The organism is Streptomyces sulphureus DSM 40104 (assembly GCF_000381025.1).
Taxonomy (GTDB): domain Bacteria; phylum Actinomycetota; class Actinomycetes; order Streptomycetales; family Streptomycetaceae; genus Streptomyces; species Streptomyces sulphureus.
Genome location: NZ_KB905813.1, coordinates 914,143 through 939,081, shown reverse-complemented (window position 1 = coordinate 939,081; position 24,939 = coordinate 914,143). Strand labels below are relative to the sequence as shown.

At 66.8% G+C, this 24,939-nt stretch carries 26 protein-coding genes and 5 pseudogenes; 17 read left to right on the top strand and 14 right to left on the bottom strand.

All coding sequences use genetic code 11. The annotated features are described in order from the left end of the window. Nucleotides 1-469: 469 nt before the first annotated feature. Nucleotides 470-2,941, top strand: coding sequence for a DEAD/DEAH box helicase (locus F603_RS0104315; RefSeq protein WP_342665900.1), 2,472 nt, complete (start codon nucleotides 470-472; stop codon nucleotides 2,939-2,941). A gap of 72 nt (nucleotides 2,942-3,013) precedes the next feature. Here the strand turns inward: F603_RS0104315 and F603_RS0104310 are convergent, their stop codons facing one another. Beyond that, a complete protein-coding gene (locus F603_RS0104310) occupies nucleotides 3,014-3,772 on the bottom strand; it encodes an SDR family NAD(P)-dependent oxidoreductase (RefSeq protein ID WP_019544787.1) in 759 nt (252 codons plus the stop codon). After that, nucleotides 3,769-4,086 carry a hypothetical protein gene (locus tag F603_RS0104305; RefSeq protein ID WP_019544786.1) on the bottom strand — a complete coding sequence of 106 codons (318 nt, stop codon included), beginning with the start codon at nucleotides 4,084-4,086 and terminating at the stop codon, nucleotides 3,769-3,771. Before F603_RS0104305 ends, F603_RS0104310 begins: the two co-directional genes overlap by 4 nt. Nucleotides 4,087-4,179: 93 nt before the next feature. Here F603_RS0104305 and F603_RS33815 point away from each other — a divergent pair. Then, nucleotides 4,180-4,287 (top strand): annotated as a pseudogene (locus F603_RS33815) (LysR family transcriptional regulator); the annotation flags it as partial. A 68-nt stretch (nucleotides 4,288-4,355) separates the two neighbouring features. Here the strand turns inward: F603_RS33815 and F603_RS36465 are convergent. After that, a pseudogene (locus tag F603_RS36465) lies at nucleotides 4,356-4,466 on the bottom strand (hypothetical protein); the annotation flags it as partial. Nucleotides 4,467-5,027: 561 nt separating this feature from the next. On the opposite strand from F603_RS36465, the gene F603_RS0104295 reads away from it, so the two are divergent. From F603_RS0104295 to F603_RS33810, 3 genes are all read left to right on the top strand, one after another. Beyond that, nucleotides 5,028-5,249 carry a hypothetical protein gene (locus F603_RS0104295; protein WP_158678603.1) on the top strand — a complete coding sequence of 74 codons (222 nt, stop codon included), beginning with the start codon at nucleotides 5,028-5,030 and terminating at the stop codon, nucleotides 5,247-5,249. Between the two features lie 136 nt (nucleotides 5,250-5,385). Further along, nucleotides 5,386-6,015: a membrane protein gene (locus F603_RS0104290; RefSeq protein ID WP_019544783.1), complete on the top strand. Its 630-nt coding sequence runs from the start codon at nucleotides 5,386-5,388 to the stop codon at nucleotides 6,013-6,015. 394 nt (nucleotides 6,016-6,409) lie between these two features. Next, nucleotides 6,410-6,655: a TIM barrel protein gene (locus F603_RS33810; protein ID WP_078503521.1), complete on the top strand. Its 246-nt coding sequence runs from the start codon at nucleotides 6,410-6,412 to the stop codon at nucleotides 6,653-6,655. Between the two features lies 1 nt (nucleotide 6,656). On the opposite strand, the gene F603_RS0104280 is transcribed toward F603_RS33810, so the two are convergent. The 5 genes and pseudogenes from F603_RS0104280 to F603_RS36460 all read right to left on the bottom strand — a co-directional run. Beyond that, nucleotides 6,657-7,481 (bottom strand): alpha/beta fold hydrolase, encoded by an 825-nt coding sequence (locus tag F603_RS0104280; protein WP_019544781.1) that lies wholly within the window; start codon nucleotides 7,479-7,481, stop codon nucleotides 6,657-6,659. Nucleotides 7,482-7,598: 117 nt separating this feature from the next. Then, nucleotides 7,599-8,579: a TIGR03557 family F420-dependent LLM class oxidoreductase gene (locus tag F603_RS0104275; RefSeq protein WP_026328134.1), complete on the bottom strand. Its 981-nt coding sequence runs from the start codon at nucleotides 8,577-8,579 to the stop codon at nucleotides 7,599-7,601. A gap of 817 nt (nucleotides 8,580-9,396) precedes the next feature. After that, nucleotides 9,397-9,615: a hypothetical protein gene (locus F603_RS0104270; RefSeq protein ID WP_019544779.1), complete on the bottom strand. Its 219-nt coding sequence runs from the start codon at nucleotides 9,613-9,615 to the stop codon at nucleotides 9,397-9,399. A gap of 227 nt (nucleotides 9,616-9,842) precedes the next feature. Further along, a complete protein-coding gene (locus tag F603_RS36210) occupies nucleotides 9,843-9,974 on the bottom strand; it encodes a hypothetical protein (RefSeq protein ID WP_281168864.1) in 132 nt (43 codons plus the stop codon). Nucleotides 9,975-10,068: 94 nt separating this feature from the next. Then, nucleotides 10,069-10,185 (bottom strand): annotated as a pseudogene (locus tag F603_RS36460) (transposase); the annotation flags it as partial. 109 nt (nucleotides 10,186-10,294) lie between these two features. On the opposite strand from F603_RS36460, the gene F603_RS0104265 reads away from it, so the two are divergent. After that, entirely contained in the window at nucleotides 10,295-11,227 is a 933-nt protein-coding gene (locus tag F603_RS0104265) for an acetoin reductase (RefSeq protein WP_245600670.1), read from the top strand. A gap of 73 nt (nucleotides 11,228-11,300) precedes the next feature. Here the strand turns inward: F603_RS0104265 and F603_RS36205 are convergent. After that, nucleotides 11,301-11,381 (bottom strand): annotated as a pseudogene (locus F603_RS36205) (RbsD/FucU domain-containing protein); the annotation flags it as partial. A gap of 393 nt (nucleotides 11,382-11,774) precedes the next feature. Between F603_RS36205 and F603_RS0104260 the strand changes: the two are divergent. The 5 genes from F603_RS0104260 to F603_RS0104240 all read left to right on the top strand — a co-directional run bounded on the left by F603_RS0104260 (nucleotide 11,775) and on the right by F603_RS0104240 (nucleotide 15,988). After that, entirely contained in the window at nucleotides 11,775-12,323 is a 549-nt protein-coding gene (locus tag F603_RS0104260) for an RNA polymerase sigma factor (RefSeq protein WP_037955148.1), read from the top strand. After that, the gene (locus F603_RS0104255) at nucleotides 12,320-13,150 is read left to right on the top strand and encodes a hypothetical protein (protein ID WP_026328131.1); all 831 of its coding nucleotides are present in this window, start codon (nucleotides 12,320-12,322) and stop codon (nucleotides 13,148-13,150) included. Before F603_RS0104260 ends, F603_RS0104255 begins: the two co-directional genes overlap by 4 nt. A gap of 59 nt (nucleotides 13,151-13,209) precedes the next feature. Continuing rightward, a complete protein-coding gene (locus tag F603_RS0104250) occupies nucleotides 13,210-14,022 on the top strand; it encodes an ATP-binding cassette domain-containing protein (RefSeq protein WP_019544775.1) in 813 nt (270 codons plus the stop codon). 62 nt (nucleotides 14,023-14,084) lie between these two features. After that, nucleotides 14,085-15,398, top strand: a complete 1,314-nt coding sequence (locus F603_RS0104245) for a hypothetical protein (protein ID WP_019544774.1) — start codon at nucleotides 14,085-14,087, stop codon at nucleotides 15,396-15,398. Then, nucleotides 15,395-15,988 (top strand): hypothetical protein, encoded by a 594-nt coding sequence (locus F603_RS0104240; RefSeq protein ID WP_019544773.1) that lies wholly within the window; start codon nucleotides 15,395-15,397, stop codon nucleotides 15,986-15,988. Before F603_RS0104245 ends, F603_RS0104240 begins: the two co-directional genes overlap by 4 nt. A gap of 578 nt (nucleotides 15,989-16,566) precedes the next feature. Here the strand turns inward: F603_RS0104240 and F603_RS0104235 are convergent. Then, nucleotides 16,567-17,079, bottom strand: a complete 513-nt coding sequence (locus tag F603_RS0104235) for a SigE family RNA polymerase sigma factor (RefSeq protein WP_019544772.1) — start codon at nucleotides 17,077-17,079, stop codon at nucleotides 16,567-16,569. Nucleotides 17,080-17,292: 213 nt separating this feature from the next. Here F603_RS0104235 and F603_RS0104230 point away from each other — a divergent pair, with 213 nt between their 5' ends. After that, nucleotides 17,293-17,514, top strand: coding sequence for a hypothetical protein (locus F603_RS0104230; protein WP_019544771.1), 222 nt, complete (start codon nucleotides 17,293-17,295; stop codon nucleotides 17,512-17,514). 155 nt (nucleotides 17,515-17,669) lie between these two features. Here the strand turns inward: F603_RS0104230 and F603_RS36200 are convergent, their stop codons facing one another. Both F603_RS36200 and F603_RS0104225 read right to left on the bottom strand, forming a co-directional pair. Further along, a complete protein-coding gene (locus F603_RS36200) occupies nucleotides 17,670-17,801 on the bottom strand; it encodes a hypothetical protein (protein WP_281168863.1) in 132 nt (43 codons plus the stop codon). 888 nt (nucleotides 17,802-18,689) lie between these two features. Next, nucleotides 18,690-18,926: a phosphoribosyltransferase gene (locus tag F603_RS0104225; RefSeq protein ID WP_019544770.1), complete on the bottom strand. Its 237-nt coding sequence runs from the start codon at nucleotides 18,924-18,926 to the stop codon at nucleotides 18,690-18,692. 47 nt (nucleotides 18,927-18,973) lie between these two features. Here F603_RS0104225 and F603_RS34975 point away from each other — a divergent pair, with 47 nt between their 5' ends. Continuing rightward, entirely contained in the window at nucleotides 18,974-19,168 is a 195-nt protein-coding gene (locus F603_RS34975; protein WP_158678602.1) for a hypothetical protein, read from the top strand. Between the two features lie 93 nt (nucleotides 19,169-19,261). On the opposite strand, the pseudogene F603_RS34600 reads toward F603_RS34975, so the two are convergent. Beyond that, nucleotides 19,262-20,081: pseudogene (locus tag F603_RS34600) on the bottom strand (IS5 family transposase); the annotation flags it as partial. A 148-nt stretch (nucleotides 20,082-20,229) separates the two neighbouring features. Here F603_RS34600 and F603_RS0104210 point away from each other — a divergent pair. Further along, nucleotides 20,230-20,946 carry a response regulator transcription factor gene (locus tag F603_RS0104210; RefSeq protein WP_106431239.1) on the top strand — a complete coding sequence of 239 codons (717 nt, stop codon included), beginning with the start codon at nucleotides 20,230-20,232 and terminating at the stop codon, nucleotides 20,944-20,946. 132 nt (nucleotides 20,947-21,078) lie between these two features. Here the strand turns inward: F603_RS0104210 and F603_RS0104205 are convergent, their stop codons facing one another. Continuing rightward, on the bottom strand, nucleotides 21,079-22,482 hold the full coding sequence (locus F603_RS0104205; RefSeq protein ID WP_158678601.1) for a DHA2 family efflux MFS transporter permease subunit: 1,404 nt from the start codon (nucleotides 22,480-22,482) through the stop codon (nucleotides 21,079-21,081). Between the two features lie 270 nt (nucleotides 22,483-22,752). On the opposite strand from F603_RS0104205, the gene F603_RS0104200 reads away from it, so the two are divergent. The 3 genes from F603_RS0104200 (at nucleotide 22,753) to F603_RS0104190 (ending at nucleotide 24,878) form a co-directional block, all read left to right on the top strand. After that, nucleotides 22,753-23,313, top strand: coding sequence for a TetR/AcrR family transcriptional regulator (locus F603_RS0104200; protein ID WP_019544766.1), 561 nt, complete (start codon nucleotides 22,753-22,755; stop codon nucleotides 23,311-23,313). Between the two features lie 135 nt (nucleotides 23,314-23,448). Further along, nucleotides 23,449-24,672 carry a cytochrome P450 gene (locus tag F603_RS0104195; protein ID WP_019544765.1) on the top strand — a complete coding sequence of 408 codons (1,224 nt, stop codon included), beginning with the start codon at nucleotides 23,449-23,451 and terminating at the stop codon, nucleotides 24,670-24,672. Between the two features lie 11 nt (nucleotides 24,673-24,683). Next, nucleotides 24,684-24,878: a ferredoxin gene (locus tag F603_RS0104190; protein ID WP_019544764.1), complete on the top strand. Its 195-nt coding sequence runs from the start codon at nucleotides 24,684-24,686 to the stop codon at nucleotides 24,876-24,878. The last annotated feature ends 61 nt before the right edge of the window (nucleotides 24,879-24,939 follow it).

The window sequence follows — 24,939 nt, the reverse complement described above, 5'->3', positions numbered from 1 at the left end:
GGTTAGGGGATGCTTCGCATCCCCTAAAAATCGACGCTTCGCGTCGATTAGCATTCCGCATTCGCGGAATGTAATTCCCGCTCCGCGGGAATTCTGATGTGCCGCTCCGCGGCACATTTAAGGAGTTTCTTCTTTCGCTTCGCGAAAGAGAATGGATTCCCGCTGCGCGGGAATCCTTAACACCCCGCTGCGCGGGGTGTTTTCCGGCTTTGCCGGGCATCTACAGGGTGGGTGGGGTGTGGGCGTGGTGCGAGTGGTGCGGCTGCGCAGCGGTATGGGGAGACTACCTCTCCTGGATGAGCGTGCGTCCTCCCCTCAGGGGTCGACCCGAGGAAATGATGCACGGATGGACTCTGGAGTTCTCGGGCACCCTCGTCTTTGCGTCGGGTGACGTGAGGTTGGCGAAGCGTGTCAGGCGGCCAACCATGTGTGTATCCTGTTGTGATGCACGTATACTCTCTGGGGATTCATGTCACCTTCCACTGCTGATCGGAAAGAGCCGGGAATCATGCCGAGGAAACTCCGCCCGCATCAGGTAGAAGCCATGGGCGCTGCGGTTCGTGCTCTGGAGGTAAAGCCAGGAGAGTGTGAGCCGGAAGGCGGCCTGCGTGCGACGCTGGTGTCGGCGTGTGGAACGGGGAAGACGAAGACCGCGATCCACACCGGGGAGCGCCTCGCGCCGCGCGGCCGCATCCTCGTGCTCGTGCCCACGCTCGAACTCCTCTCACAGACCGTCTCGGAGTGGCGGGCGGAGGGGCGTGGGGGCGCGGCGTATGCGGTGTGCTCGCTGGGGGACGATCCGCTGCTGTGGAGCGCGGAAGTCCGCTCGACGACGAGCGCCCCGCAGTTGGCCCTGTGGGCCAACCGGCACCGCCAGGTGACCGTCTTCGCGACCTATGCCTCCCTACCGGTCCTCGTCGAGGCACATGAGGGTGCCTTCGGCCTCGCCCCGCTCCCCCGGTGGGACTTGGTCATCGTGGATGAGGCCCACCGCACCTCCGGCTCCTGGGGCAAGGCGTGGGCAGCCGTGCACGACCAGACCCAACTCCCCGCGCGTCGCCGGCTCTACCTCACAGCGACCCCGCGGGTCTGGGAGGAACGCCCCCCGAGTGCGCGGGTGCGCGAGGGGGTACGGGAGGCGCTGCCCGCCGAGGTGGCCTGCAGCATGGACGACCCTGACGTCTTCGGCCCGGTCTGCTATGAGCTCCCTCTCGCCGACGCGATCCGACGCGAGCTGTTGGCACGCTTCCAGATCGTGTGCGTCGAGGTCCGCGACCCCGAACTCCCCCCGGAAGAGCTCTACGGCGAGCGCAAGCGGGAGGAGGAGATCCGCGGGAAGCGGCTGGCGGCCGCACAGGCCGCGGTGTGCGAGGCCATGGCCGACCGCGGACTGCGCACCCTCATCACCTATCACCACCGCACCGTGGAGGCCGAGGCCTGGGCACGCAGCTTCCGCGACGTCGCGGCGAAATTGCACGCCGAGGCCCCTGAGCGGCATCCCGACTCAGGGCGGGTGTGGGCCGAGTGGCTGTGCGGCGAGCATGAATCCTCGTATCGCCGGCGGGTGCTGGGCGAGTTCGGCAGCGGGGACGCCGACCGCGCCGTGCTCTCCAACTGCCGGGTACTGACCGAGGGCGTCGACGTCCCCTCCGTCGACTCGGTCGCGTTGATCGACCCGAAGGGATCGATGGTCGATATCGTCCAAGCCGTCGGCCGTGCCCTCCGGCAGCAGCCCCGGCAAGGGAAAATGGCCACCCTGATTGTTCCGGTCTTTTTGGACGCGGACGAGAATCCGGAAAGAATGCTGGAATCCGGCGCCTACAAACCCTTGGTGACCGTACTCCAAGCCCTGCGGGCACACGACGAGAAGATGGTGGACATGCTCGCCCTCCCCCAGACCCCCGCCGCCGAGGTGTCTGTCCCTGAGCGTGTGGGACCCGCCCCCGACGACGGGGAGGAAGGACGGCTGCTGCTGCGGTTCTCCACCCGCCGCGACCCCGCCGAACTCGCCCGGTTCGTGCAGATGCGGGTCCTGGAACCCGAGCGGGACAACTGGCGCGCCGGCTACGCCGCCGCCACCCGCTACCAGGCCGCCTACGGCGACCTGCGCGTCCCGTACCACTACCGCGACGAAGACACCTACCCGCTGGGCTGGTGGATCGCCGAACAACGCCGGCAGCACGCCGACGACATCCTCGAGGAACGCCGCGTGCAGCGGCTGGACGAGCTCGGCATGGTCTGGTCGGAGCGCGACGAGCACTGGCGCATCCGGATCGACGCCGCCCGCGCCTACCACGCCGAACACGGCACCCTGTGCGTCCCCCAGAACGCCACCTGGGACGAACTCCCCCTCGGCCGGTGGCTGGCGAACCTGCGCCAACCCGGCGGACTCGGAGCCGACCCCGAACGCGCCGCCCAACGCGCCGACGAACTCGCCGCGATCGACCCCGACTGGAACCCCCGCACACTCGGCTGGAACATCAGCTGGCAACGCCGCTACACCCGCCTCGCCAACTGCCTACGCAACGGCACCACCCTCAACGACATTCGCCCCGGACACACCATCGACGGCGAAGACCTCGGCACCTGGCTACACGCCCAACGCCAACGATGGGAACACCTGGTGCCGGGCCAGCAAGAGCGCCTCACCGCACTCGGCGTCACCCCCCAACCCGCGGCACCGACCGGCCCGAAGACGACCGCGGCGCCGTCCGGAGGGGCTCGGGCAGCCGCCTGGGAACGCGGCCGCGCCGCCGCCGAGCAGTACCGCAACCGCCACGGCACCCTGACCGGCGTCCCCCGCCACCACATCGAAACCATCCACGACACCGACGGCGAGCACCCGGTGAAACTCGGCGTATGGCTGTCCAACCAACGCACCCGCCGCGACCGCCTCACCCCCGAACGCGCCGAGCAGCTGCGGGAGCTGGGAGTGCTATAACCGACGAAGGAGGCTGGCGAGACAACGCCGCGGTCAGCGTCGCGAATGCCCCCAGTGTTTGGTGGCCCCTTCTCAAGCCCGGCGGCCGCCGTCGACCGACAGGGCGGTGCCGGTGATGTAGGAGGCGTCCGGGGAGCACAGCCATACCGCCGCTGCCGCGACCTCCTCGGGAGTGGCCAGCCTACGCAGCGGGGTCACGGCCGTCTGTTGCTCGATGATGTGCGCACCAGTCGACGCGACGACGCCATCGAACATGGCGGTCTCCGTCACCGAGGGACACAGCGCATTGACCCGGATGCCGTCCGGGCCGTGGTCCACGGCAGCCACTTTCGACAGGCCGACGACGCCGTGCTTGCCTGCCACGTACGCCGGGGCGCCAGAGATCGCGTACAGGCCGCCGTTGGAGGCGACGTTCACGATCGCTCCGCCGCCGCGTTGTTGCATCGCGGGCAGTTCGTACTTCATGCACAGCCAGGTGCCGATCACGTTGACCCGCAATACGCGCTCCCACTCCTGGAGCGACATCTCCGTCAGGACGCGGCCGTGTGAGGCAAGCCCGGCATTGTTCAGCGCGAAGTCGAGCCCGCCGAACGTTGACACGACCTGAGCCACGGCCTGTTGCACGGACTCCTCGTCGCCGATGTCGACAGCGACGGCTTCCGCCTGGCCGCCCTCCTTCGCGATCAGCTCCACGGTCCGGCGGGCGCTGTCCTCGTCGAGGTCGAGCACGGCGATCACGGCCCCGCGCCGAGCAAATTCGAGCGCGCTGGCACGCCCGATTCCGCTGCCGGCGCCGGTGACCAGACCGGCCTTGCCGGCGTAGCTGCTCATGCCAGCGGCTCGTGGTTGGCCCACATCGCCTTGTACGGGTGGCGGCCCTGCCAGCGTTTGATGAGGTCGACGGCCCCGGGCATGGTGAACGTCGCGTTCAAAGCGTCGAGGTCGGCCAGGCGAAGCTGCACGATGGCGCTCGCAACAGCCATGGGCGCGTGGACGTCGCCCGGGACGCTGATGTGGTGCCGAGCCGCGACCGACTCGACCAGACCGGAGCCCATCACGAACTCCTCGAACTCCTTAAGATACTGATCCAACTCACGCGACGGAATCGGATTGTCAAACGCTACGATCATGGTGTGGTGAATCATTACCCCAGTGAACAGGCACTTTTCACCCGCGTCCAAGATCCACCCGCCATGGTTCGATGACTGACAGGAATGAATCGGCGATAGTCTCACGGCATGGCCGAGCTGGAGACCCGCGAGCTGGAGTACTTCGTCGCCGTGGCCGAGGAGCTGCACTTCGGTCGCGCCGCGGCCCGTCTGTCCATCGCACAACCAGCCCTGTCCATGTACCACACCTCGCTGACTCCGTCCATCCCCGCCGCGGTTCCCACCACTTCCGCCTCCAGACGCCGCAACGCTTCCTCAGGAGTTATCCCTCGCGCCACAGTCACGCCGTAGGTGATCCCCCAGCCCGCTTCCCTCAGCCAGGTGAAATCAGCAGCAGTCACAGTCGAATTCGTCATCATGAAACCGACCCTCCCAGATCACACTGACATCCATGGAGACCGTTCCCGGTGACGGCGCCCGGCCCTGCGCAACGGCCGCAGTAGCGTCTCGCTCAGCTGCGGCAACCCGCTCCTGACAGGCCGCCGGCCAACATGCGGGCGGCCGGCCCGGAGTACAGCACGCAAGCGAAAGGGCCGCGAAACCGATCGTGGGCTCGCCAGTCTCGACGCGTGCGTGGCATGGCGGTGGCGCGTCAGTACCTCGTCCGTAAGGGTGCCTCGCCGTTCCGTGCAGGCATGCGATCCTCTCTCCCGCTGAGGGTGGTCAGGTCGTCGAGCACCGGCTCGGAGCGTGATTGAACAACCAAAAGCTTGCCGCACCACACACCACGCAACGACGAGCCCAACTCACCGCACTCGGACTCGTATGGGCGACGTAGTCCATGGAGGCCGGGCGGGCTTCATACTGGAGCTGCCATGCCAGACCAGCGAAGGCGAGCGGCGATGGGGCCCCTCTATTCAGCAGAATGCAAACGGTGCTAAGCGGAGTACACGCTGCGCAGGAGCATCAGCGATGTAGTGGCCTACAGGTGTAGTTGGGGATGGGCGATCAGCCACTTTTTGATCGAGTCGCAACGTCGCCCAAGATCGCAGCGCGCGACAGACCGAGCCCTCTCGGACGCCGACCTCAGCCACGGATACGCCATCGCCCGCGACCGTGACTTCTACCTGAACTTCGCCGTCATCCGACGCCAGGAGCTCCGCCGCGGCAACGAGCGCCTCACCGCTGCCATCCAATGATGGCCGAAGGTCCCTGCGGTTTGAGGCTGTTGGGTCCTCGGGTGCGGACTTTCGGCGTCGGGTGTAGGGCGACGAGGGGCGGGAGGGTGGGTGCTACCAGGAATCAGCTTGACCCGTCTTTGAAGGGGTTACTGTCATGGCCGTGCACCAGCCCGCGCACCATGGTTCGAGTCTCGATCCGCCGGCGCTCCACCGTGACCACGACATTTCCGCGCCCGGGGCGGACGGGTCGGCAAAGGCCGGCAGATTCACCGCCCGGGCCTATATCTTCGCCTCGGCTCGGGTGTTGCTGGGCTTCGTCTTCTTGTGGGCTTTCTTCGACAAAACGTACGGGCTCGGCTACGCCACCGCCTCCGGGAAGGGTTGGATCGACGGTGGTACGCCCACGGAGGGTTTTCTGAAGAACGTGGCAGTGGGCCCGATGGAGTCGACGTTCCACTCGTGGGCGGGGGCTGCTTGGGCGGACTGGCTGTTCATGCTGGGCCTGCTCGGGATCGGGCTGGCGCTGACGGCAGGGGTGGCGTTGCGTCTGGCTGCTGTCACCGGGACGATGATGATGGCGTTGATGTGGATGGGGGAGTGGCCGCCGGCCAGACATCTGTCGGACGGGTCGGCCAGCATGTCGACGAACCCGTTCGTCAGTTACCACCTGGTGTATGCAGTGGTGTTGATGGCATTGGCTGCGGTATCGGCCGGTGATGCGCTGGGGCTGGGCCGGCTGTGGGCGCGGCTCCCGCTTGTCCGCGCCCACGTGTGGCTGCGCTGAACGCGACTGCCGGACACCTTTGCGCCGGTTTGTCGATGGGTGTGCGTTGGGTGGTCGAGGTGAGCGTAGCGAGTGCGGAGGGTGCCGTCGCGGCTGATGGCCACCGAGACTGTGTCTGTGTCAGTGGTGAGGGTGGTACGCGGTCTCGACATGTTGTCGCCGGTCGTGTCCCACAACACGGCGACCCTGCCCGGGCCATGGGGCAACTGAAAACAGCCTTGGACAATCAGCTCCGCGCAGCCCTCGGTGCGCACCATGGTCCCGAACGTGAGTCAGCCTCGCCCCACGGCAAGGCAGGAACGTCTGGCAACGGTCCGCGCCTGCATAGAGCAGGTGGCTCCCTACGCGCCGGGCAGTCTCCGTCACCGACACCGGCCCGGCGCCGCACGGCGACCTGGCTGAAGCCATCCGGCAGACCGTGATTGATCACCGGGAACTGGCCTCCGTAACCGCCGCCCATGGTGTTCGGATCGCTCTCGAGCCGCTCAATCCGGTCTCCTTGAACCGGAAGACAGCGATCTGGACTATGGAACAAGCCCTCAAAATCGTGGAAGAAGTCGACCGGCAGGAGGTATGGATCTGCTTCGACACCTGGAACGTTTGGCAGACCGCGAAGATGAAGGGCAGCTCTGCGGGGTGATTCACGCCCGGCTCCGGTCGCTGGTGTGGAACTTGGTGACGATCCGGTTGAACTTCTCGGGTTCGTCCAGGAACAGGGCGTGGCCGCTGTGTTCGAAGAACACCGTGCGCGCCTTCGGCATGTGCTCGCCGACCCAGGCCGGGCCGCGCCAGTCGAAGACCTCGTCCCGGCGAGCGACCAGGACGAGCGTGGGAAGGTCGAGCGTAGGCAGCACGTCCCGCCAGTCGGCGCGCGTGTGATCGGCCATGACGGCGCTGCGGACCGCGGGCGGGCACTTGGCCATTTCGGCCAGGAACAGGTTTCGTTCGTTGGTGCTCAGCTCGGTCGCCGTGATCGTCTCCAGTTGCCGACGGTCCTGGCCGCTCGGGTCCGCACCCGTGTGGGCTTGCAACGCAGCCAGTGCGGCATCGTCGAAGCAAACAGCGTGCGCGTACGTCCAGTCGGCCGCGTAGTACTGGCGGGGGGTCTGCTCGACGAACACGGCGGCCTTGACGCGGTGGGCGCCGAACAGTTCCAGGTAACTCCAAATCACCGGGCAGCCCAGCGACCAACCCAGCACTGTCGCACCGCGCAGGTCGAGGGCCTCCAGCAGGTCATAAAGGTCCTTGGCCAGCCGGGCGATGCGGTACCCGTGCCCTGGCTTGCTCGAATCGCCGTGCCCCCGCAGATCGATGGAGACGACGCGGGCGTGCTCCGCCAGGGCCGGGAGGTTGCGGTCGAAGAACCGGCCGCTGAACGTCCACCCGTGGACCAGCACGAGCGGCCGGCCTGACCCGTGTTCCTCGTAGTGCAGGCCGGTGCCGTCGCCGGCCTTGACGTAGCCCATCCGCTCTCCCCTTCGAGGCCACACGCTGCTGTTCCGAGGTTTCCGGCCTGCCGGAGGCGAACGCCGGGACGGCCGTGTCCGTTTCCCCGGCGGGCGGCAGGCACCGGCACGGCGCGCTCAGGCGAAGCTTCCCGACGGGGTGAGCCCGCGAAGGCGCTGGTCCAGTTCCCGCTGGTAGAAGTCGATGAATCCGTCCGGATCCGGGCCGGCGTTCTGCAGCACCAGCCGGTCGAAGCCGACATCGACGAAAGGCTGCGCGACCTCGGCGTAGCGCGCGGGGTCCGAGCCGCACGCGAACTGGCCGAGGATGTCCTCCTCGCGCACGGTGGCCGTCGCGGCCTGGAAGTTGACCGGATTGGGCAGCTCGCTCATCACCTTCCAGCCCGTCACCGCCCACGGTGAGGTTCGCAGCGCCGCCTGCGCGGCCGTGTGGGCCTCGTCCGCCCAGGCCACCGGCACCTCGGCATAGCGCGGGCCCCTTCCTCCCGCCGTGTGGTAAGCCTGCGTCACCTGGCCCTTGGGCTCGGTCGCGAACAAGCCGTCCCCGAGTGCGGCGGCGATCCGGGCCGAGAGGGGACCGCTGGAAGCCACCGCGATCACCGGCAGATCCCGCGGGAGGTCGAAGACCCGAGCGTCGTCCAGCCGCAGGTGCCGACCGTCGTACGACCGGTATCCGCCGCTCCACAGCAGCCGGATGATCTCCAGCGCCTCCCGCAGGCGGGCGTGCCTTTCGGGCACCGAGTTGGGGAACCCCTCGCCGACCACGTGCTCGTTGAGCCTCTCGCCCGCGCCCACGCCGAGGGTGAAGCGGCCGTCGGAGACCAGCGCAAGCGTAGCGGCGGCCTGGGCGATGATCGCCGGATGGTAGCGAACGGTCGGGCAGGTCACTCCGGTGACCAGCCCAACCCTTTCCGTCTTCGCCGCGATCGTTCCGAACACCGTCCACGTGAAAGGCGAATGCCCCTGCACGTCCAGCCACGGGTGGTAGTGATCGCTCATCTCGACGAAGTCGAACCCGGCCCGCTCCGCCAGGACCGCCTGTCTCACCAGCTCCTCGGGGCCGAACGCCTCCGAAGACAGCTTGTAGCCGATCTGCACCATTCCCGCGCTCCCTCGGACGTACTTCCGGCCTCTGCCGCTGCGCCTCTCCGGGCTTCCGGTAGTGGCCATGCCGATGAGCGGGCCTCTTTCCACGGGCGAAGTTCCAGGGCACGCCAAGAAGGGGAACAGCGAGCGACCGTCCACCCATGGTGGACGAAAAGGACGGCCCGGCAGCAGCGCCGCGCCGCCTGCTGCGCCAGGCAGCCGAAACCGGGGCGTCTGCCAGTAAATGCCGCCGCTGTAGCCTTGATCCACCGGGTAACGATTGGTCCAGTGTCCGGACTCGAAAGTGGAGACGCGCTGTGGCCTGGAGGAAAGAGACCGCCACTTCCTACGCAGCAGCGGTTCTGTCGGTAAAGTAGCCACGCTCGGTGGGCAAAGGCCGCCTTGTCGATGACGGAGCGGTCGATGCCGCCGGCTAACAAGGGCTGGACAGCCCAGACTGGCGGGCGTGGGGTGGTACAGCCGCCCCGCAAGTACGAGAGTGGGGACTACATCGGCAGCGGCACCAGCCGGACCGACTCCGCAATTTCGCCGACTCCCCGGACCTCCGGAGTCCGGGGAAGACCGGCTTCTCCTTGAGCACCCGGCCCCGCAACGGCATCCTCGTCCCCGACAACGGCGCGGTCTTCGGTGCCGTTAACTTCGACGCGTGCAACTTGCCCAGCGGACGGGAACTCCACCCCGGTCGCCGAACTGGCGCCTGAGCACGCATACGGCCGGCCACTTGAGCCCGCCACGGTCGCGGGTGTCGCCTGACGACCGAGTGGGGCCGACCGCCGGCCGACCCCACAGGCAACGAGACGCTGCCTCGTCAGTTTTTTTCGTACTGGGCCAGCGCCAGTCCCAAGCCGAAGAAGGTAGGCGCCCATTCGCCCACGAAAATTCCCCACCGGTCGGCGCGGTCCGTTCCCGCTGTCTCTTTTTTGAGCGACGTCGTCCAAGACAAGAACGACAGCCCGATCGAGACGACAGCAGCTGTATAGGCGTGGTCACTGCGCAAACCCGCCTCATGCAACTTCTTGACGATCATGGTGCGACTCCTCTGACGCGAATCTGCAAGCACTGCCACTGTCACCTCCGCTCGCCATGTCCGCTCACTACACGCCATCAAACGGGTGACCTCCAGTCACATGACTGGCAGCACGCCGACTTCGAACACGATTCGTCGCAGATGCGCAGCATCATCAAACGACCGTCCTGAGGCATCACCGCCCAACGGCTCGCTACTCACCAGCAAGAGGCCGGTAAGACTGTGTCTCAGACGGATTGTTTGTTGTAGTGCCTGTAGCAGATGAGGGTGGCTGCGAGGGCGAAGAAGTGGTCGGCCCTGCGGTCCCATCTCGTGGTTACGCAGCGGTAGTTGCCCATCCAGGCGAAAATGCGTTTCACGACCCATCAGAGGGTTCGGTTCCGTTTTGCGCGATACACGGCGCGATGTTCCCCTTGCGCCGCCATCGGCTAAGCTGATCGGAGTCGTCCATGAACGACCGAAGATCGGCGGTAGCTTCCGCCATGCACACCCTGTGACGAACACAAACACCACGGCAGCGAAGACCGCCTCATCGTCGGAGCGCGCCCTGCCGCCGCCCTGCGACCGCACCGCAGGCTTCTCGGCTCCGCCACACCCCACCGGCTGATACCAGCCACGAGAAACGCTCACTCACAGCCCATGATGCACCATCAGGACCACCTAAAACACACTCCTGAGCGTGTCGAAAAGAAAAAGTAGGCGTGAATTGCGTAGCCTGACTCAAGCAATTCTGGTCGCTCACTCTTCTGGCCGGTTGTCGGTCAGCCCTGACATGCAGAAAGGCCGGTGCTTCATGGACGCAGGGCAAGAACAGAGCCGGAGACAAAGCGGCGAACAGGTGCGCGGCGCGGTCGTCACGGGGGGCTCACGCGGCATTGGGCGAGCCATCGCGGAACGACTGGCCCGCGACGGGCTGAAGGTCGTAGTTGCGGACCTGCCAGCTATGCGTAGCGAGGCGCAGGCCGTCGCGGACGGTATCGCCGCCGCTGGTGGTCGGGCGTTCGTCGTAGACGTGGATGTCACGAGTGAACAGGAAGTCGAGTCTCTGGTGCAGGAGTCTGCATCTCGCCTGGGGCAATTGGACGTGTTCGTCGCCAACGCCGGCGTCGCTGGCGTCGTTTCGCTGTTGGAGATGGCTGCTGAGGAGTTCGACCGGGTTGTGACCGTCAACCTACGTGGTGCGTTTCTGCAGTATCAGGCAGCTGCCCGGCAGATGATTGCGCAGGGCACGGGTGGAAAGATCATCGGGGCTGCGTCCATCGTCGCGTATCGTCCGTTCGCCCTGATGGGCCACTACTCGGCATCCAAGTGGGGAGTGCGCGGGCTGACGCAGGCTGCTGCGCTTGAGTGGGCTCGTCATGGCATCACCGTCAACGCCTACTGCCCCGGCATCGTCGGCACTGCGATGTGGGATCTTATCGATGAGAAGCTGGCCGCGTACGAAGGGCTCGAAAAAGGCCAAGCCATCCGCAAATACTCGGAGCAAATCGCTCTCGGGCGGGTGGAAGAACCGGCAGACGTCGCAAAATACGTGTCCTACCTGGCGTCCCCAGACTCCGACTACATGACCGGCCAGTCGGTGATGATCGACGGTGGCATGCAATTCTCGTGACCGTCTCCGCCCTGCGAGAGCACGGATACGGCATCGGCGCGAATAGACGTCGCCCCACGCAGCCGCTCGGGATCGATAGTCCCGCATCGCACACCACGACCTCGTCGGTGTGCCAACATTTGGCCAGGGTTGCGGAAAGGTGTCGACTGAGCACTTCTCTTCTCCTCCAGAAGATTCACCCACCGAGAATGGCTAACACAATTAAGTAGAGCAGTTAGTCGTTGTCCGGGTCGTGGGGACTGCATCGTGGATCGTGCCGGATGACTTGCGGGAGCGGATCGAGCCGCTGTTGCCGAGACGAAAACGTCGTTTTCGCTATCCCGACCGCAAGCCGGTCCCTGACTGGCAGGTAGTGTGCGGTTCCGGCTTTCCCGCCTCGTGACAAGCTCGCAACCGCCGCGACTCTGTCCGGGCGTGCTGACGATCCGGCCTTCCTCCCGCGGGACTTCGTGCCCACAGGTTTCGGCACGGGCGCGATCCACACGATGTGATGTGGACTACACCCTCGGGGAAAACCTGTAGCTGCGCCGGACCGTCAGACTAGGACGTGAAACGTTCACCGGCTTCGCTGTCCGAAGCCCAGTTGGTCCGGCGGGTCTCCCATGGAGACACCGCGGCCTTCGACGAGTTGTATCGGCGCAGCGCTCCGTGGTTGACGGCGCGGTTGCGGCGGCGCTGTGCGGACGACGAGATCGTCGTCGAAGTCCTGCAGGAGACATACCTTGCGGTGTGGCGGGCGGCCGGGTCTTTCGCCGACATGCGCAGCGAGGAAGCGGGCGGCTGGTTGTGGACGGTCGCCGCCCGTCGACTGGTGGACGCCTTCCGGACGCGCGGTCGCCACAGCACCCCTCCCCCGGCGTGCGCCGTACCGGTCTCGGCGCCTTCGGCAGAGAGCGAAGTGCTGGAGGCGGCGATAGGAGGCGACCTCGGGACGGCGCTGGACCGGCTGGCCCCCGAGCTGCACCAGGTCCTGACCGCCATGGTGCTCGACGGGCTGACGGTCCGCGAGACCTCCATGTTGCTGCAGCTGCCGGAGGGAACCGTCAAGACGCGTGCTCGTCGCGCTCGTCTCGAGATGCGAAAGGCTTTGTCATGACTGCGCACGTGCCACGCGCACTGTTGATGAGCTACGTCCTAGCCTCCGGGATGCCCGAGGACGTGAGCGTCGGAGCACTGTGGACGCTGGAGGGCCATGTCCAGCAGTGCGCTGTCTGCCAGGCAGAAGTGAGGGAAGTGTCCCTCACTCACTGCCCGTCCGATACCGCGGTGATGGACCGTGTGCACGTGCGTCTGGCTCAGACTCTGCCGCCGGTACGTCGCCGCCGGTGGCGCCGGGTGCGAAGGGTGCTGGCCCGGTGGGCGGCCCCCGCGCTCGGGCCGTGGGTCGTAGCGGTCGCCCTCATCGTTCTCTCCGCCTCGGTCTTGTCTACTGCCGCGGCGCGTAACTCCCCGCTTCTCATGCTGCTGGCCCCGGCGATGCCGCTCTTGGGGGTCGCCGTGAGTTGGGGTCCGCGCTTCGATCCGGCCCATGAGTTGATCGCCGCTGCTCCGAGGGCGGGACTCGGGCTGGTTCTGCGGCGGACATGCGCCGTGTTGACCCTCGTGGTTCCGGCCCTGGCAGCCGCCGGGTGGATCACCGGCACGGCGCCCGCGCTGGTCTTGCTGCCCGCCCTGACTTTGACCTGCGCAGCCCTCGCGCTGGGCAGCGTGGTGGACGTCGAGCGTGCGGCTACCGCTCTGGGCGCCGCCTGGACACTGTTCGTGGTTCTTCCCACCGTCGCCAACGGCCGCGAAGTGCCGCCCTACCTGCTGGAGTCCACCGCCCCGAGGTGGGCGACCGCGGCCGCGTTCCTTGGAGTCGCTGTCGTCTTGCGCCGCAACGCCTACCTGCATCCCCGGAAGAGCGGCCCGCGACGCCGGTGAGAAGCGGATCGTTCTTCTCCCCTCACATTCCTTCACCCGCACTGCCAGGAGGCACGACCATGCCCAGAAGCGTCAGTCCGAGCGAGACGGCCCCCACCCGCTACGCCCACCACATCCAGGCTCAAGCGCTGACCGTGCGGCGGGGCCGACGCACGGCCGTCGACGGAATGGACCTGAGTCTGGGCACCGGCGTGCACGGCGTACTCGGGCCGAATGGAGCGGGCAAGACGACGCTGATCCGTACGCTCGCCACCGTCCTGACTCCGCACAGCGGCGACTTGCAGCTTCTGGGTAGCGCACGTCGCAGTCGCGGCGAACTGCGCGAGCTGCGCCGCCGGCTGGGTTATCTGCCCCAGGCTTTCGGCCACCACCCGCGCTTCACGCTGCGCGAGTTCGTCGAGTACATGGCATGGCTCAAGGAAGTGCCCCGCCATCGGATGGTCGACGCGGTACAGCACGCCATCGACCGGGTCGCCCTCACCGACCGGGCCGAAGACCGGATGGGATCGCTCTCCGGCGGCATGCTGCGCCGTGCCGGCATAGCCCAGGCGATCGTCAACGACCCGGACATCCTGTTGCTCGACGAGCCGACCGTCGGCCTCGATCCTGCCCAACGCATGGAGTTCCGCACGCTGCTGCGCGACATCGGCGAGCGCTCCTGCGTCCTGGTCTCCACCCACCTCGTCGAGGACGTCGGTGGCGCTTGCGCCAGCGTCATAGTCATGGACGAGGGCCGGTCGGTCTTCGCGGGCCCGCTCGACCACCTACGCGCCGCGGGAGCCGACACCGACCAGGGCGACAGCGACATCGAGCGCGGCTACTCCGCCCTGCTGCGCCGGCATTCCGCAGGACGGCCCGAAACCGGACGGTAGCGACGGGCAACGCCCCGGCCGCTCTTCCTCTCTATGTACCCGCCTATCTGTTGGAGACTGTGATGTTCCGAATCATGCGTCTGGAGGCGAAGCGCTCGATCGCGCTGCCGCTCCTCTTGGTGCTGGCCGCCCTGACGCGTGTCTTTCTATGGATGGATATCCAGGAATGGGCGGCGAGTTGGGCGTCGCTGGTCGAATCCGCGCGCGCGACCGCCTGGATCTCCTTGCCGGTGGTACTGGCGGCCGCCGTCTGGCACGGCGGGCGTGAACGCCGCAACAAGGTCTCCGAACTCTTCGCCGCCACACCACGTCCGCGCTCGGTGCGACTGCTGCCTGCCTTCGTGGCGATCGTCGGCGCGGTGGCAATCGCCGAAGCGGGGGTGGTCCTTTGGGCGGCGACGCTGGTCACCCGGCACGCGACCTACAGCGGCGGACAGTGGCCGCTGGCCCTCGCGACGGGACTACTGGCCGCCGTCGCCGTCACCCTGCTCGGCCTGGGCATCGGACGCGCAGTGGCCACACCGATCGCGGCGCCATCGGCGGCAGTCGCACTCTTCCTGGTTCTGGGCGTCAACGCGGAAGAGCGGCCGGCCAACCGTCTGGTGGACGTTGCGCTTCCGATGCTGCCGCAGGCGGACGACTTCCACCGGGTGCTGCCCTCCCTGTCCGTGGCCCAGTGCCTCTGGTATTCCGCCCTCGGTGTCACCGGCGTGCTGCTGAGCGTCGCGGCCTCCAAGCGCGCCCGCCTGGTGGCCCTGACGCCGGCCGTCACCGGAATCGTCCTCGCGACCCTTTTGGCCCCGCCCGACGCCGTCGTCCGCGACCCGCAGGCCACCGCCCTGGTCTGCGCGCCGAACAACAACCGGGTCTGTGTCACCAAGGTGCACAGCCACGCCTTGCCCGCGCTGGTCACTCCCGCCCGGAAGGTGCTCGCCGCCTTCGCCGAAGTGCCGGGCGGGCCGAGGAAAGTCGAGGAAAAGCCGACGAGCTGGAAACTGGACGACACCGAACCGGCGGCCCACGGCACGCACCTCTCTGCAGCACGCGTCGAGCTGTCGCAGCTGACCCAGTCAGGCAGCATCAGGTGGAAACCGCGCATCCTCCTGGAGGCTGTGGCCCGGGCGGCGATGTTCGACGAAGGCTGCTTTCCCGGGGACGCAGAGTTTGCCCGCGCGAGCGACGCCTCGGACGCGGTGACCACTTTGCTCCTTCGCACTCCCACCGACCATCTGAGCCCCGTCGCCCGCAAGGCGTACGACACGCTGCGCGCACTCCCCGCCGAAGAGCGCGCTTCTCGGATAGGAAGCAGCCGAAAGGCCGGACTGACGTGCCAGGACCCACTGACCGTCGTCATGGGCCGAGGGGCGGACCGATGAGCCGGGGCTCGCGCGGCGTCCTGCTGTACGCACGCTCGCGGTCGATTCCGACGACCGTGCTGACCTTCCTGGCCGCGGCAGGCCTCACCCGGGCCGGATACCTGGCGGAGGATCCGGCGACGACCCACAGGGTCTGTCTGATCGCCGTCGTACTGGGGGTCGCCGCCATCGCCCACACGCTCGCCGGCCCTGACGGGGAACTGGAACGCCCCACCGCCCTCCCCTGGCGGCTGGTCCGCACCCTCCACGTGACGCTGCTCGGGGGAATACTCCTCGGCCTGCTCACTGCGAGCCAGCTGATCGCCGCCCAGTGGACTCACTCGACGCCCTTCGCCAACCTCGCACAAGCCGTCCTGGCACTCACCGCGTTGACCGCCCTGAGCGCTGCATGCTTCGGGGCGCGGACGGCCTGGGTTCCCTCGGTCGGCTGGGCCCTGCTCATGCTCGCAGTCGGTCCCCGAGTCTCCGTCGGTGGACAGATACTTACCTGGTTGGTCCAAGACCCGCGCACCGTCACCTCCACCACAGTGGCCGCCCTGCTGACCGTCGTGGGCCTCGCCGCCTATGCCCAGCGCGGAAGTCGCGTGTAAAAGACGCATGGAGCTCGCCGTGGAGGAACCCACGAGTGAGGCCGGGCCTTGACCTTGCACCCTGGACGGCCGGCTATCACAAGACCACCACCCGTCTGGTCGCCGAAGCCGGCGGCACCTGGACCCGATACGCCCCCGGCGACCACACGCGGTGACAACTGGCCTTCGGTCCACGGGACTTCGCGACACCTCAACATGCGAGCCCACCAGTCCCACGGCCGTTGGCGCTCGGGCCGAGCGCCGACTGTGGACGGTAGTCGGTCTTCGTCAGTCGGTGGGCTGCGGGGGGCGCGGCAGTTGTACGGGAGGGGTGGTGCTGTGGGTGGGTGAGGGGCTTTTCGCAGGGACTTCCGGTCGGTCGGGCCGCGGTGTCGAATCAGTTCCGGTCAGAAGCACGCCCACCGCGGTCGCCGCGACACACGTCGCGGCGAAGGCCGTCGCGAGTGCCGTTCTTCTGAGCCTGAGTGCGCGGCGGCCCCCGGCGACGGCTTTGTCCGTCAGATCCTCCATGGGCGGCTCCGGCTCAGCGCTAAGCACAGCCTCGAAGGCGAGGGCCAACTCATCGTCGTTGCGCCGCGTCATGGTCCGCTCACCTCGGCGGCTCGCTGCTCGTCGAGGAGCCGGCGTAGCCGGGCGAGGCCCCGAGCGCTCTGGCTCTTCACGGTGCCGGGCGTCACCCGCAACGCTTCGGCTGTCTGCTCCACGCTCCAGTCCTCCCAGTACCGCAACACCAGTACGGCCCGATAACGCGGTGGCAGCGCCATCAGCGCCGCCTGCATGACGAGTCGCAACTCAGGCGAGTGGTCCGGCCCTCCGGCGGGCTCGGATACCGCGTCGAGCGGATCTTCCCGTACTTTCCTGCGCCGCCACTGGTCTATGAAAAGTCGAGTGAGGATCGTGCGCGCGTACGCGTCCACGTTGCCGTCGCGCCTCACCCGGCCCCATGCCACGTACAGTTTCATCAAGGTCATTTGCGTCAGATCCTGCGCCTGGTGCCAGTCCCCGCACAGGAGATACGCGCTCCGTCTGAGTTGCCGCTGCCGCGCCTCGACGAACTTTCGGAACTCCTCCTCCTGGACGGCCTGCCTCACCTGCCCACCTTCCGTAGCGGTCCTTCAACCCTTCCCTACGAAACAGCGGAGCGCGGGGTTGCACGAGTGGCCGAGAAAACATGCTGCGGTTCGTGCAACCCGTGGCGGCCGGTCCGCGTACTGCTTAGTGCACGAGGTTTTCCTAGACGAAGGAGGAATGACGTGGCAGCACGCAGGGTTCGAGGGGTGGCCATAGCAGTGGCGGGAGCGGCCTTGGCCGTGACCGGCGTGGCGGCGACCGCAGGGGCCGACTCGTTCTCCACCGGACAGACACCGGCCTCACCCGGCAAGCAGGCACCGGCCGAAACCGGCGATGAGGCACCGGCCCTGCCCGGCAAGCAGGCACCGGCCGAAACCGGCAAGCAAGCACCGGCCGAAGCGAAGTCCGGCCAAGTCCCCGTCGAGACGTACAGGCAACAAGCAGCGTCCCAGTAACAGGCCGCTTCCCGCCCAACACGCAGAGGGCAAGCTTGTGGCACCCGCTGAGACTCGGCGGGCGCCACAAGCTGCCACGCTCAGTACAGTCGGGGGCCAAACCCGCGACCGCGAAACGGCGGGCCGGGTACGGGCAACCTTTGCCCGGCACAACATCAAGGGCACGGGCGATCGGTGCGCCATCCCAGGGTGATGGCCCGGCGCAGAGTGCCGGGCAGGCAGCGGGCGATCGCCCATAAGCTCAGGTCGGAGGAGAGGTCGAAGTGGCGGCCGGGCTTGAGGTTCATCACGAGGGCCCTGGCCCGGCCGCGGTGCTTCCGGCAGTGTGCTCACCCGGTCCATGAGGCGGCGGTAACTCCGGCCGGAGCAAGGGAATTCGATGTGGTAACGGGTGGTCGGTACAGGTCGTGGCGTGAGGGAAGCGGTGCGTCTTCGACGCGGGGTGCCCGAGGTCGGCGGGCGCCGGCTACTGAGCGCCCCATACGGGCAACGGCGGGCGCGGCTGGAGGAGTTGGTCGAGGACGGCACGCTCGTCGACGGCCGGTGGGCACTCTGCCCGGCGACGCGGGACCCGGCTTCAGCCTAGGCATGGCTCGCTCCCGCCTGGGGCCCCGCCGGCGTCGAGGGCTACATGGTCAAAGGCACACAACAAGAGTACGAGCCGGGAGTACGCGGCTGGCTCAAGCTGCGCGCCCGGCATACGACCGAGGCCCTACTCGCCCGCGTCACCGGGTCGGTACGCACGCCGAACGGTGTACTGCTCGGGCGCTGGGACCAGGCGAGGGTATTGCGGCTGGTCGCGCGCAGCACCCCGCTCGCGGGTCCGGCGCGCGCCGAGGTGGCCCGCCGAGTCCGGCCGGCGGGCCGCAGGCACCCGTGGGAAGGGGTACGGTGCTCGGCCGGCTGGGGCATGCGCCAGCCCCTCGCCTACACCCCCGTCGAGCCCGAGCTGGTCGTCGAATGCGCCGGCGACCGCCGTCGACGACGGCCGCTGGCGGCATCCAGTACGCGTCCTGCGCCTTCGCGACGACATTGACGTCGCCGACGTGCCACCAGCACAGTCCGGCGGTGCATAAGCGTCGCCGGGAGAACATCCTGAGGATCGGCGGCGAAGGCGACGCGCGCCTCGAGGTCGTCGGTGAACCACCGACACCCGCCACAGCGCCTCCGCGGGGTCATCCGCTCCAGGGGACGCGGGCGAGGACCAGGCCGCGGACGTCGGCGGCGCCGGTCGCCCGAAGCCGGAGGGCGACGTGCTGGAACTGGAAGCAGCTGGTGAAGACATCGTCGACCAGCAGGATGGTGGCTCCTTTGAGGGCGTCGGTGCCGCTGGTCCAGGTCAGCGCAGCCGCGTGCGCGGCCGCGGTGGCGCGCTTGTCGTCCAGGCTCTTGTTGGCCGACCGAGACGTCACGGTCTCTTTGATCAGGCGGTGCTCGCCGGGTGGGCTGAGGGGAAGGTGTGGGTGGTGTACTCGGTGAAAGCTACATCCATGATCGCTTCGATGTGCTGGAGTGGCTGGCGGCCGGCGGCGTTACCAACCACGTGGTCGACGCCTGCCATCTGCTTGGGATACTCGACAATCGGACGCCGGGATTTCTTTCTTTTTCTCTGCAGGCTTTTCGAGTTCGAATTTCGATGGCCCTATTTACCTAATCTTTGCCTTCTTGGTGCTTCCATCGGGGATTAATCCGGGCATTTTGCATATGGCGTCTCTGTGTAGGTACATGGCGGGTTTAAAGCGCGTTCTATGGTGAGTCTTTGGAGTCTGCTGGTAGCAGCATAGTGCTGCTACCAGCCCGAGAAAGGCCAGGTAGTTGCGAGGTGGCGCTCGTAGTGGAAGCTGAGTCTGCGGTAGCCGGAGAGCCAGAACATGGTGCGTTCGATGACCCAACGGTGCCTGCCCAGGCAATTCTTGGGTTCGATGCCTCTGCAGGCGATCCGCACCGCGAGCCGCTTTCCGCGAAGCCATCAACGCAGGCCGAGCCGACCGTAAGCCTTGTCCGCGAAAAGCTACCCGATGGAATAGTGCCAGCCGCGTACGGGCTCGTGTCTCGAATGGAGCCCGGCCAGCAAAGGCTTCAGGCCCTCGCTGTCATGGGTGTTACCAGCTGACACAGCGACCACACGAGGCAATCCTGCCGTATCGGACAGCACTGCATCTTGGTACCCGGCTTGCCCCCGTCCACGGGGCTCGGACCTCTACGTGCGTCCTTTTTCCCACCCGTACATGGGCCGAATGGAGAACCACACGAGACAAGTCCAGCAAGTCCTCCTCGGCGAGTTCCTCGAGCACGGCCTGGTGTAGGCGGGCCCACACTCCTGCCCGCGACCGAATCAAAAACCTGCGGTGCGCCGTCGACTTCGAAGCGCCGAAGCACGGTGGCAGCGCCCGTCAGGCACACCCGGACATCAACACATAGGTGATGGCCGCGAACACCGCCTCATCATCGATATGAGCCACTTCGCCACCCTGTGGCCGCACCCGAGCCGCCGGCAGCAACGGCCGCGCCAACTCCCACAAGCCGTCCGGAACGATCCATTCCCACCGACTATTCCCTGTGCCCAACTAACGACCGACTCACCATGTAAGACCCGCTTTAAAAGTATTTTGCCCTACCTGCAGATGAAGACGTGTCCCTTGTGGTGATCGGCCACAGGTGTCAGAATGAGGAAGTTCAGTAAAGTGTTGAATTGATCGCATGCGGGGGAGGATCATGGGACACGGCTTGCCACTGATACCGGCAAAGTCGGTGCGCGAAGTGAACACCGCGGAAACCTGGACGGTCCTTGTTGTGGAAAGTCAGGCTGAGGACAGGGAGGCCCTCGCGGGAGATTTAATCCGCTGTGGGCAGAAGGTGCGGTCGGTTACCAGTGGACGTGCGGCCATTGACTGTGACCTGGCCATCGATCTCATTTTGCTCGGGCTGGAATTAGCGGATCTGGATGGTCTTGAGGTCTGCCGCGACCTGCGTGCCGCTCGGGACATACCGATCATCGCCATCGGTTCTCAGGTGTCCGAACTGGACGCGGTTCTGGCCCTGCGGGCCGGCGCTGACGACTATGTGGCCCGTCCGTATGGATTTCGTGAGCTCATGGCCCGGATGGAAGCGGTCATGCGGCGGGTGGGCGCCTCCGAACGAACGCCGATGGTACTGGAACGCGGCCCTCTGCGTATCGACGTACGCAAGCGCGATGTGGTTTTCAAGAACCGTGCCATCAAGTTGACCCGGAAAGAGTTCGATCTTCTTCTGCTCCTCGCGCTGAACCGGGGAACCGTTGTTTCGCGTGATGAGATCCTCAAGCAGATCTGGGGCGGTTCCTGGTCCCGCAGGACGGTGGACACGCATATCAGCAGCATCCGCTCGAAGCTCGGAGACCGCGACTGGATCGTCTCGATTCGCGGTGTGGGATTCATGATGGATCATATCTGAGCCGACGGCGAGGAAATTGTCGTAAGAGCTGGCCACGAGCGCGTTGCTCCTTTCGAGCGGCTTCGGGTGCTGGAAGAAAAGCAGGCCGCCGGGGTTCGGGGGTGGACCCCGGCGGCCGGTCCGCGTTCGCCGCTACGCGGCGCGCTCCGGTTCCATGGCGGGAACCCGCGGCAGGAGGAGTGCCAGGGCGACGGGCAGGGCGGTGAATCCGAGGGTCCACCAGAAGGTCGTGGCGAAGGCTCCCGCCATGCCTGCGGAGTCGTGCGCCGCTTGGGCCGAGGTCTGCGCGAGGATCATCGCCACAGTGGTCGTGCCGAACGGGGCACCGATGCGCTGGACGATGTTGAAGGCGGTGGTGCCGCGCGCGATCTCGTCCTTGGGCAGCCCGGCCACGGCCGAGGCGTTGATCGCCGAGGTGCTGGCGCCGACGCCCAGCCCGCGCACAGTCAAAGCGACGATCAGCAGCCACGTCATGTCCCGCATTGCCGACAAGGCAAACGGCACGGTGCCCAGCGCCATGAGCCCGAACCCGCAAACGATCCTGGTGCGGGCGGTGATCCGCTGCAGCAGCTTCTTGCCGAAGATGATCAGTACGGCCGCGCCCGCGCCCTGCGGGACCAAGAACAGCCCGGTGTCCACGACGGACGCGCCGCGCACCTGTTGGAAGTAGAGCGGGAACAGCAGCATGCCACCGAACAGGGTGAAGCCGGCCAGCACGGACAGCCCGCTGCTGACGGCGAAACCGCGCTCGGCGAAGAGCCGTACATCGATCAGGGCCGAGGCGCCGTCCCGCAGTGACCAGGCGATGAACCCCGCGAGCAGCGCGAGCCCGCAGACGAGCGGCAGCAAGACCTGTGCGGTGCCTAGATCGTCCGCGTTGGAGATGTTGCTGAGTGCGTAGACCACGCCGACCAGGGCGGGGGTGAGCAGCGCGAGCCCGATGCCGTCCAGCGGGCGCTTGTGCGCGGAAGGCTGTCTGAGCGGCAGGACCATGCCGGCCAACACCAGCCCGGCGACGCAGAAGGGAATGTTCACCAGGAAAAGCCACCGCCAGTTTGCGCCCTCGAGCAGGACGCCGCCGACCACGGGCCCGAGAATCGGGCCGACCTGGACCAGGAGCGAGAAGCTGCCCATAGCGGTCATCAGCCGTTGCTGGCCGGCGGCCTGCGTGAGCAGGGTCATCAGCGTCGGAATGATCAGGCCGGCGCCCAGACCCTGCAGCACCCGGAAACTGATCAAGGCCGTGAGGTCCCACGCGATGCCGCACAGGAGCGAGCCGCCGAGGAACACCCCGAGCGCGGACATCCAGGTGGCACGCCCGCCGATGCGGTCGATCAGCCATCCCGACAGCGGCACGATCGCGGTCATTGCCAGCAGGAAGCCGGTGATCACCCACTGGGTGGCGGTGAGGCTCGCGTCGAAGACTGTGGAGAGCCGGTCGACGCCGACGTTCACGATCGTCGAGTCAAGGATGCTCGCGATGGCGCCGATGCCGAGAGCGGCAATCGTGAAGTTCAACCGCCGGTCGCTCACCACCAACGGGGTCTGCGGCCCAGCAAACGGCTGTGTGGGACTTGCCATGACGTCCTCTCCTGCGCCCGACCCGGCTCACGCCGGGCTGTTGTGCAACGCGGGATTCCGTCGATTGACTGCGGCCGGAGACCGCTGCCCACCTCTCTACGAAAGCACATCGGATCGGTAAGTACAACCGCTCTGATAACAGGGCCGCACTGATTGGAGATCAGGTCTTCGAATGCGCAGTACAGTGCCCCTGTGACCGATTCCAGGGACGCCGCGACCGAGCCCATGGGCCGTCGTGAGCGCAAGAAGGCCGCCACCCGCCAGGCCCTGGCGGACGCCGCGCTGAGGCTGTTCACCGAGCGTGGTTTCGACAGAGTCGGGGTTCGGGAGGTGGCGGAGGCGGCCGACGTCTCGCTGAGCACGCTGTTCAAACACTTCCCCAACAAGGAGGCGCTTGTCTTCGACGAGGACCAGGACGTGGAGGACGCCCTCGTCCGTGCCGTCCGCGACCGTGCGCCGGACCAGTCGGCGCTGCACGCGCTGCGGGACCACCTCGTCCGCACCCGTACCGGCCTGCGAACCGACGACCCCCATTACGCGCTGGTCGAGGCGACCCCGGAGCTCAGGGAGTACGCACAGCGCATGTGGCTGCGTCATGAGCACGCCCTGGCGGCCGTCATCGCCGAAGAGACGGGCCGGCACTCCGACGACCTGGCGGTCACCGCGCTGGCCCGAATCGCACTGGAGGCTCCTCACCTCGTCCGCGCGAGTACCGACCCCGCCGCGGCCATGCGCAGGCTGTTCGAGCTGGTGGAACACGGGTGGGGGACGGAATTCCCGACCTAACCGCCAACCACAATTGTATGAAAGACAGTGTCAGGAGAAGTCCAATTGACATTCTCCTGACACTGCTCCAGGGAATCCATGGCTACAGTCCCTCGGGTATCCACGGAAGGAATCCACAGCACCCGAAGGAGCGTCGTGCTCAATCTGGATCCCGAGGAAGTCGCCGGACTGCCGCGTTACCCGGTGGGCCGTCGGTGCCCCTATGAAATACCGGAGATCTACACTCGGCTGCGCGCGGAGGAACCGGTCAGCAAGGTGGTGATGAGCGATGGTCAGCCCGTCTGGTTCCTAAGCCGATACGAGGATGTGCGGGCGGTGCTCTCCGACCCTCGGTTCAGCGCCGACCGGCTTGCCGACGGCTTCCCGAACCTGGCGCTCGGCCAGCGCGAAGGGCTGAGCAAACAGCCCAAGTTCATGATCAGCATGGACGGCGCGGAGCACTCCGCCGCCCGGCGCCGGGTGATCAGCGACTTCTCGGTGCGCAGGGTCGCCGAACTCACCCCGATGGTCCAAAAGCTGGTCGACGACTGCATCGACCGGATCCTAGACCTGCCGCAGCCTGTCGACCTGGTGGCCGAACTGGCCCTTCCGGTACCGACATTGCTGCTCGCCGAACTGGTCGGAGCCGACCACGCCGACCACGCCTACTTCATCGACCTGGTACACCGCATGCTATGGCGCAAAACCTCGGGCGAGGAGCGCGTGCAGATCTCGATCGGACTGCGGAAGTACTTCGACGACCTGATCGCCGAGAAGGAGGCGAACCCCGGCGACGACATCATCAGTCGTCAGATAGCGTTCCAGCGGGAGGAGAACGGCGAGGTTGACCGCGAGGGGCTCAACAGTCTCGCCCAGCTTCTGCTGATCGCCGGATACGAGTCCAGCGCGAGCATGATCGCTCTCGGCGTCCACACCTTCCTGACACGTCCCGAATGGCTCGAGACAATCAGGAAGGACCCCGCGAAGACACCAGTCGCGGTGGAGGAGTTACTGCGCTTCTACTCAATCCTCGACGTCGCCGCCGGACGGGTCGCCCTCGCGGACGTCGAGATTGGCGGTGTGACGATCCGCACCGGGGACGGCGTGTTGGCCTCGGTGTTCGCCGCCAACCGCGATCCCGCGGCGTTCCCTGACCCGGATCGTCTCAACCTGGAGCGTGGCGCCCGCCACCACGTGGCCTTCGGCTACGGCCCGCACCAGTGCCTCGGCCAGAACCTCTCGCGCTTGGAACTGCAGATCGTCTTCGACACCCTCTTCGAGCGCATCCCCACGCTCCGGCCGGCCGTCGACGAGGCCGACCTCCCGTTCAAGTACGACGCGTTGGCGTTCGGCCTGTACGAACTCCCGGTCGTCTGGTGAGGGGAGACGGCATGCGCATCTCCAGCGATCAAGACGTGTGCACCGGAGCCGGCCAGTGCGTGCTCACGGAACCCGGCGTTTTCGCGCAGGACGCCCGGGGAGTGGTCGAGCTGCGCACCGACCGGGCCGAGGGCGAATTGATGCCAAAGGTGCGGCAAGCGGTGTTCATCTGCCCGTCGGGAGCCTTGTCGGTCGAAGAGGACTGAAACCTTTTCCCGCGCATAGTTCCCGAAATATTTCTGACCACTGCGCATTTCCGATCGCCGC